The organism is Bradyrhizobium sp. (genome assembly GCF_049519115.1).
Taxonomy (GTDB): Bacteria; Pseudomonadota; Alphaproteobacteria; order Rhizobiales; family Xanthobacteraceae; genus Bradyrhizobium.
The window spans coordinates 1-7381 of sequence record NZ_JBEKRB010000122.1; the positions used below are offsets into that span (position 1 = coordinate 1).

Genomic DNA, 7381 nt, shown 5'->3' on the forward strand with positions numbered 1-7381 from the left:
GGATAGGAGAAAACTCGAGTTCCCCCGAGCAGTGGAAGGATGTCCCTCGCGGGACGATGGATGAGGTGAGTTCGCATGTCTGCTTGGTCCTGCCGTTCGATCGACGGCAAGGCCGACCAAAAGATTGTTCCGCCTCGTCCTCGGATCCCATGATGGAAGGGCCCAGGTGCCGATTCCGAAGAGAAGCGCGAGCCCGTGAGAGACATTGACACTGCAGTAGTGGATAGCTTGAAAGTGCTTGACCCCAACCGGCCGATTAGAGAAGCAGACATTGAGAACTGGATTGACGATGTTTTTGCCGCCAAACGGCGACATTCGATAGCAACGCCACAATGGCTAACTGGGGCGACCTTACTCTGTATTAGTCGAGTCTTCGTGCCTGATCTCGGGCTTGTCATGAAGTTACGCTCGCGGGACCGGACAAGAAGATAGGCTTGTGGCATCATACCCGAGCACCTCGGTGTCAGGCTCTCCGATCTGACCCCAGCGCGGTAATAGAAAATAAAAAATGCAGCCCCGCACGGGCAGAGATTTCAGACCGACCTCTCCGCCGAGGCGGCGCATTATCTGCTTCACGATGCTCAAGCCCAATCCTGTGCCGCCCTTCTTTCGATCGTCGGCGGCGTCAATCTGGATGAACTTTTCGAAGATGCGGGTTTTGTAATCGTCGGGCACGCCCGGTCCCTGGTCGCAGACCGAAAGGCGCCCCATCGTCCCGAGAGTTTCGACCTTGACGAAGACCTCGCCGCCGCTAGGGGAAAATTTGACGGCGTTGGCCAGCAGATTGCTGATGACTTGCAAAATGAGGTCGGAATCGGCGCCCACCACCACCTTGATCGAAGCGGGATCGAGCCGCACCGCCACATCGTATCCGTTGGCGAAGCCCGTGTTGTCATCAATCGCTTGCTGGGCCAGCGCGCGCAACTCGACCGGCTGAACCGTGAATTGGACCTCGCCTGATTCGAGCTTCTCAATGTCCAGGATGTCGTTGACGAGCCGCACCAGCCGCTGGCAATTGCCGTGAGCGATAGTGATCATACGACGGGCCGAAACGGCGAGTTCTCCCGCCGCGCCGCCGGCCAACAGCCCGAGCGAGCCCATTATCGAGGCAATGGGAGTGCGTAGTTCGTGACTGACCGTGGCGACGAATTCGTCTTTCAAACGCTCGTTGCGTTTGCGGCCGGTGATGTCACGCACGAACACCACAAACATGCGACGTTCAGTCTGCATATCGATCAGTTCGAAATCCACGGGAAAAGCTGTCCCGTCGGAACGGTACGCAACACGCTCGCGCACCCCTGGTTTTTCGGCCACCATGGCGGGAAGTAGAACCGCCATGCCGATCTCGCCGAGGCCGCCGAGATCGATGAATTTGCCGATGTTAAACAGCGCAACGTCTGCGATCTCGACACCAAACATCGTGCCTGCGGCGGGGTTGAGGGTTTCGATGCTGCCGACCTCATTCAGCGTGATTATGCCGATCAGGGCGGAATTGAACACTGCCCGCTGGCGAATCAGCGCCTGCTTGACCGCTTCATTCGCAGCCAGCTGCTCGATGAACGAAGTATCGGACAAGCGGCGCCGCAGCGCTGCCTCGTGGCGCAGGTTCTCCTGCTCGGCCGCCAACAAATGGGTGAGCCGGGCATACATTTTCACCGTTTCGACCTGCATGATCATCAGGACGATGGTTGCGGCCGAGAGGCCGAACAGACGGCCAGCATAGAAACCGACATCGTACCGCTGGCCACTAAACACCGCAGTGAGTGCGACCTCGCACAGCCATGCGAACAGCACGACCATGAGCCAGAGGTCGAGCACCGAGTGAGGCCGCCGTCGCCAGAGCACCAGCAGGGCCGTGGCACAAATCATCCAGAGCGCAGCGACGATGATGTTCTTTTCGCTCGTATAGACTTGGTTCTGGAAGATTGGCGGCAGCAGCGCCGAACCAATTGTAGCAAGCAGCGCCAGCGCCGCCACCGCCAGCAGGACAATGCCGACGCCACAAAGAATTGCCGGGCCGCTCGAATTCTTCGACTCCTCGATTTCGAGTTGGGCTCGATCGTCATCTTTCACCAGTGCAAAGACGATCACAACGAGCGGAAAACCGGCGTGCCAAAACATATAAAGCCATCCAGTGGTCTGCGGTCCGGAGCCAGGCAGTACCCCAGCCTCTGAAAACACGCCGGGAACGGATAGCGCGAACGGAATGATCATGCAGGCAGTGAACAGATAGCTGCAGCCAAGCACCAGTAACGCACGCGAGCGGGTAATATTGAATTGCGCGAGCAGCAAGCCCGCGGTCAATAGATCGATGATGGCGACCGCGGTCAGGTGGGATAGAATCAATGCAGGGATGCTACCCAATTGATGCTTGGCAAACGGTACGATGATGGCGAACACAGCAGCCAGCAGAAGCACGATCGGGATCGCGAGCCGCCGGTCGGCCCGTCCGGCACGAGCAGTCGCCAACCACTCGGTCTGCTCGTTATCGTCAGTCATGTCTAACCGATCCCATGTCCACTCGGGCATAGAATGGTCGGATACCGCTAGCGTAGGGTTAAGCTCTAAACCAGTACAACTACCAACCTCTGGGATTTTCGATTCGATCCGCGACACTATCCCTGCGCTCGCGAGAGCTGTGTGTCGCCCCCGCCGGCGTCATGCTGGTGATTGCGATCGGCGCCAAGCTCGGCAGCCTGGCAAATTGGCGTATCAAAAGAAAACCCGCCGGGTTGAGTCGGCGGTTCATTGTCATCGCCTCAATCGTTTGGCATGTGCAACCAGCCCAATCCCCTTGCGCTTTCTTATCGATCGGCGCCTACGCTTCACGAGGTGCCCCGCTCGGCTCGCGTCGGATGGGCGGCGAGAAAACCGACGTCGGCTATCGCCGTTTCCACCCGTTCTCTTTTGATGCGCAGGTGAGGAAACACTATCGGCCAACAGGCCGACATTACATCGGCAGCGAACTATCCGGACCGCAAAATCGACGTGTCGTGTCGCTTGGCCTGTGCCACGCGTGGTTGGCTCTTCGCCAGCATTATTTCAACATCTTCTGCTGGACGCGGCGGACTAAACAGATAACCCTGCACCTCCGTACAACCCTCTAGGCGGAGAAGAGCTAACTGCTCGCTAGTCTCAACCCCCTCGGCCGTTGTCGAGATGCCCAAGCTCTTCCCAAGACCTGTGACTGCGCGGACAATAGCCATAGAGTCATCGCGAGTTGCAACGTCACTCACAAAGGAGCGGTCGATCTTTATCTTGTCGAATGGAAAGCTACGGAGATAACTCAACGATGAATATCCTGTGCCGAAATCATCCATCGAGATCCGAATACCCAGCCCGCGAAGCTTGTGCAAGGTAGCTAGCGTGATGTCGCTCTCCTGTAAGAGCACCGACTCGGTAATCTCAAGCTCCAGACGGCAAGCGGCCAGACCCGAAACTTCCAACGCCGAAACGACTGATGACACCAGGTTGCGATCCTTAAATTGTGCTGGCGACAGATTTACGGCCACGCAGACGTCCTGCGACCATCCGGCAGCGTCTTTGCATGCTGTCTGCAAGACCCAGTCGCCAAGCTGGACAATCAAGCCTGTCTCTTCCGCAAGTGGTATGAAATTCAGCGGGGGAATCAAACCACGCAACGGGTGATTCCAGCGCAGTAGTGCCTCGAAACCGACGATACGGTCGGCTTTAATATCTTGAATTGGCTGATAGTGAACTACGAATTCGCTTCGCAAAAGCGCCGCTCGTAGATCAACCTCCAACAAACGACGTGCCTGCGCCCGAGCATCCATTCCGGCTTCAAAAAAGCGAAAAGTCCCACGCCCGTCCGCCTTAGCCCTATACAGGGCCATATCCGCATTTTTCAGCAATTGGTCGGGATCGCTCCCGTCATTGGGCGTTACCGATATTCCAACACTCAAGCCGATGACGACCTGGTGCCCTTGAATTTCGTACGGCGCGCTAATGACCTCGACAAGACGACTTGCAAGACTTGCGGCCGACGATGCTTCGGATTCGTTCCCCACTTGAACGATTGCAAACTCATCTCCGCCCAGCCTTGAAACGGTGTCACTCTTACGTAAGCAGCCAGCCAGGCGAACGGCTACCTCTTTCAGCAAATCGTCGCCAACAGGATGGCCGAGGGAATCGTTGATACCCTTGAAATGATCAAGATCGAGGCAGAGCACCGCGAGGCAATCGCCCCGCTTTGCGCTCCGCAGCGCTTGCTGAAGACGTTCCCGAAATAGCGTGCGATTGGGTAGATCCGTCAAAGCGTCGTGACGCGCCATGTGCGAGATCTTCGCCTGAGCCTTTTGCCAATCAGTAATGTCCTCGAAGGTAGCAACCCAGCCGCCACCCTCCATGGGCTGTTGCGTCACCCGCACAACGCGTCCGGTCGGGGGTCGCAGCGTCTGCGCCCGGGGGCTGCCTGAACGAATCTCCGCCAGTACGCCCGCGAAAACTTCTTCGGGCTCGCCCGGAAATTCTCCGGTAGCTTTCAGCTGTTTGAATAGATCGAGCAGACACTGTCCCTTTAAAACCGCCGCCGTGCCCATCAGTTTGGTATAGCGCTCGTTGAATAAAGTGGCGCAACCCTCGGCGTCGAACATGCAAAGTCCCTGGGACATATTCGCCAGCGCAGCGTCGAGCAATATCTTCTGTTGACGCAATTTGTCTTTCGAACGGCGGTCGCTCAAAGCCGCAACGAGACACATGCCGAGAACGATGGCTGCAGCCCCGGCGACAACGAGAGAGAGCGAAGTGGCCGAGAGAGACATCGCATCAACCGCGCGAGTCGGGTCCGGAACGAAATTTATTCCGGCCATTGCGGTAAAGTGGAGAGAGAGGATTGCGGCAGCAAGCAGAGCAGCCGCTACTGACGAGTGCCAGAGGTTGTCACGGCGTGTGGCGACGTGGAACGCCAAAGCCCCGAACAAGCTGCTAAGCAAGAGGGACGCAAATACAAAAAGCAGCGACCACGTGATCTGACCTGGGAGCTCCAATGCCAGCATTCCCGTATAGTGCATCGCGGCGATCCCGACGCCGACTACTGCTCCTCCAATGATCGCAGCCCGTCGTGAGCTATCGCGCAGAGCTAGACTGAGACCGACGGCGGTAATGGTGGAGGCGAAGATCAGAGACAAAATCGTCAAGCCAAGATTATACCCAGCAACGACGTCCGGTTCGTATGCGAGCATCGCGATAAAATGGGTAGCCCAGATGCCGCAGCCACCAGCCGCGGCGCACAATCCTAACCAACCCGACCGGGCGTGGCCTTCAGTGGCTTGAGCGCGGTGGAACAGACTAATCGTCACGCCACTCGCCAAAACGCATATAACGAACGCGAGCGCGACAAGGCGTCGGTCGTGTTCAATCGCTAGACAGGTGAGGACTTGAAGCATTATGGACCGGTCATGTAGGTGCAAGATTTTGTAACGCACCTCCACAGTCTGTTGAGTTAAAGTCGCACTCGAAGACTTGAGACGTGGCTAACGGCCCGTTTCAATCTTCAGCAATGCGGCGCACGCCTTGCTATCGGGCATCGAAGGCCGGGACGACTTGTTTTGTTACAGGCTCAATCGATTGCACTCTGCAACTCGAAGAATTCCAGAGCGGCCTTAGACGAGCCCAACAAATCACGATTCCGGAGAAATTCACGTTAGCTTTGCCGATGGATTGCATTTGAGCTACGATGTCGTCTGGAGCAAACAAAACCGGATCGGCGTCGCGTTTGGTTAACGCCGCCTCTGTCGGCCACCCGTAGTCTTACGGAACAGCGCTTTAACGCCGCTTAGACAAACGGGTCCAGCGTGCGTTACCGGATTTCTGGCGCAGCTCTATCTGGGGCGCCGTAGGGCCGGACGCACTGGCGGCATTTGTTTTCATCCCCCTTTTTTTAAATAAGGGACGGCAAGGGAATTGCGGTACGTAATGACACATTCAGCAAATGCATTCCGAGTCTATGCAGCAACTTGCGAGAACATGAAATTCTACATAACTAACGAGGACTCCCTTCGGATCCTGGATGATTTGGCTACAGCCTACCTTGTAAGAGCCCGGAATCTTGAGGCGTTAGAAATTATAAGATCGAGCCGGTCGTAGCCGTCCGCACGAAACTACCTATCAGGAATATCGCGAAGCTCGGTGGTCTATTCGATCAACCCGTCGGCGCGCTGCTGGAGGGACCAAGGCACGTCAAGACCAAGTGTGCTGGCTGTTTTCAGGTTGATGAACAGTTCAAATTTAACGGGGGCCTGAACGGGAAGCTCGGCTGGCTTCTCGCCCTTAAGGATGCGATCCGCGTAGCTCGCCGCTCGACGAAAATTATCAATCTGATCATTTCCGTAGGATAGAAGCCCGCCTTGTTCAGCGAAGGCGCGGAACGGATAAACGGCAGGTAGCCGGTAACGCGCCGCCAGTGCAATGACCTGTGCGCGATGGGCGACGAAAAAGGATTCCGGCATGATGACCAAGCCACTGTTTGGACCTTGGGCAGCAATAATGGATTCGATCTGCGCTTCGTCGCGGCAGGATGCCACGATCGCATCCAAGCCGATGGACGAAGCGGCTACTTTGAACGAATCCAAATAACCTTCGGCATAGGTAGCCGTCGCGAGGTTGAACAATAGGGCAGCGTGTTCGACACGCGGCGCTATCTCTTTGAGCAATTGCACCCACTTACCGGCCAGTGGCGCCTCGGTATTGCTAAAACCAGTGACGTTACCCCCCGGACGCCGAAAGCTTTCGACGAACCCGCCGCCGACGGGATCTGAAACTCCGCCGAACAAGATAGGAATGCTGCGCGTTTGTTTTAGCAGTTCTCCGGTAGTGAGTGTGTTGTTTGAGAAAATCAAGTCAGGCTGCAATGCGACAAGTTCCTTGGCCAACCGTTGCCTTTTCTCGGCATCACTTGGATCCGCCCAGCGAATATCGACCCTGATGTTATGGCCTTGCGTCCAGCCGAGCTGCTGGAGGCCGTCCAAGAATCCAGTCGCACGGGCCTGTCCTTCCGAGTCGCCTTCGGCATACCCCATTAGCACGCCGATACGACGCACTGGATTAGGTTGCTGACCTAACACCGCCCCCGGCCACACCGCCGCAGCTCCTCCCAGTAGCTTTACAAAATGGCGACGCCGCATGTCCGGTCCCAAGTTCAGGAGACGGCATCGTAACGGTTCGTTGGCGCTTGGATAGAGGTGAAAACCTGCGTCGAGCGCATGTCGGCTGGTAACCACCAATATCGCTTATGGCTCATCGAACGAACCCGCTCACGCGGGATGGGCTGGCGGCGCGGTCGTGGGATCAAGTCTTCTGCGGTAACTATTTGAACGATCACAGGTGACGGGCGGTCGCTCCGTCTTGAGGATTGAGGGGTTCA

3 protein-coding genes are annotated in these 7381 nt (G+C 56.8%); all 3 read right to left on the reverse strand.

Annotated elements, in window-relative coordinates; translation table 11 throughout:
* Positions 1-402 precede the first annotated feature (402 nt).
* Entirely contained in the window at positions 403-2616 is a 2214-nt protein-coding gene (locus ABSE61_RS35340) for an MASE4 domain-containing protein (RefSeq protein WP_423875799.1), read from the reverse strand.
* A 350-nt stretch (positions 2617-2966) separates the two neighbouring features.
* Positions 2967-5405, reverse strand: coding sequence for a bifunctional diguanylate cyclase/phosphodiesterase (locus ABSE61_RS35345; protein ID WP_423875800.1), 2439 nt, complete (start codon positions 5403-5405; stop codon positions 2967-2969).
* A gap of 747 nt (positions 5406-6152) precedes the next feature.
* Entirely contained in the window at positions 6153-7142 is a 990-nt protein-coding gene (locus ABSE61_RS35350; protein ID WP_423875801.1) for an ABC transporter substrate-binding protein, read from the reverse strand.
* Positions 7143-7381: the final 239 nt, after the last annotated feature.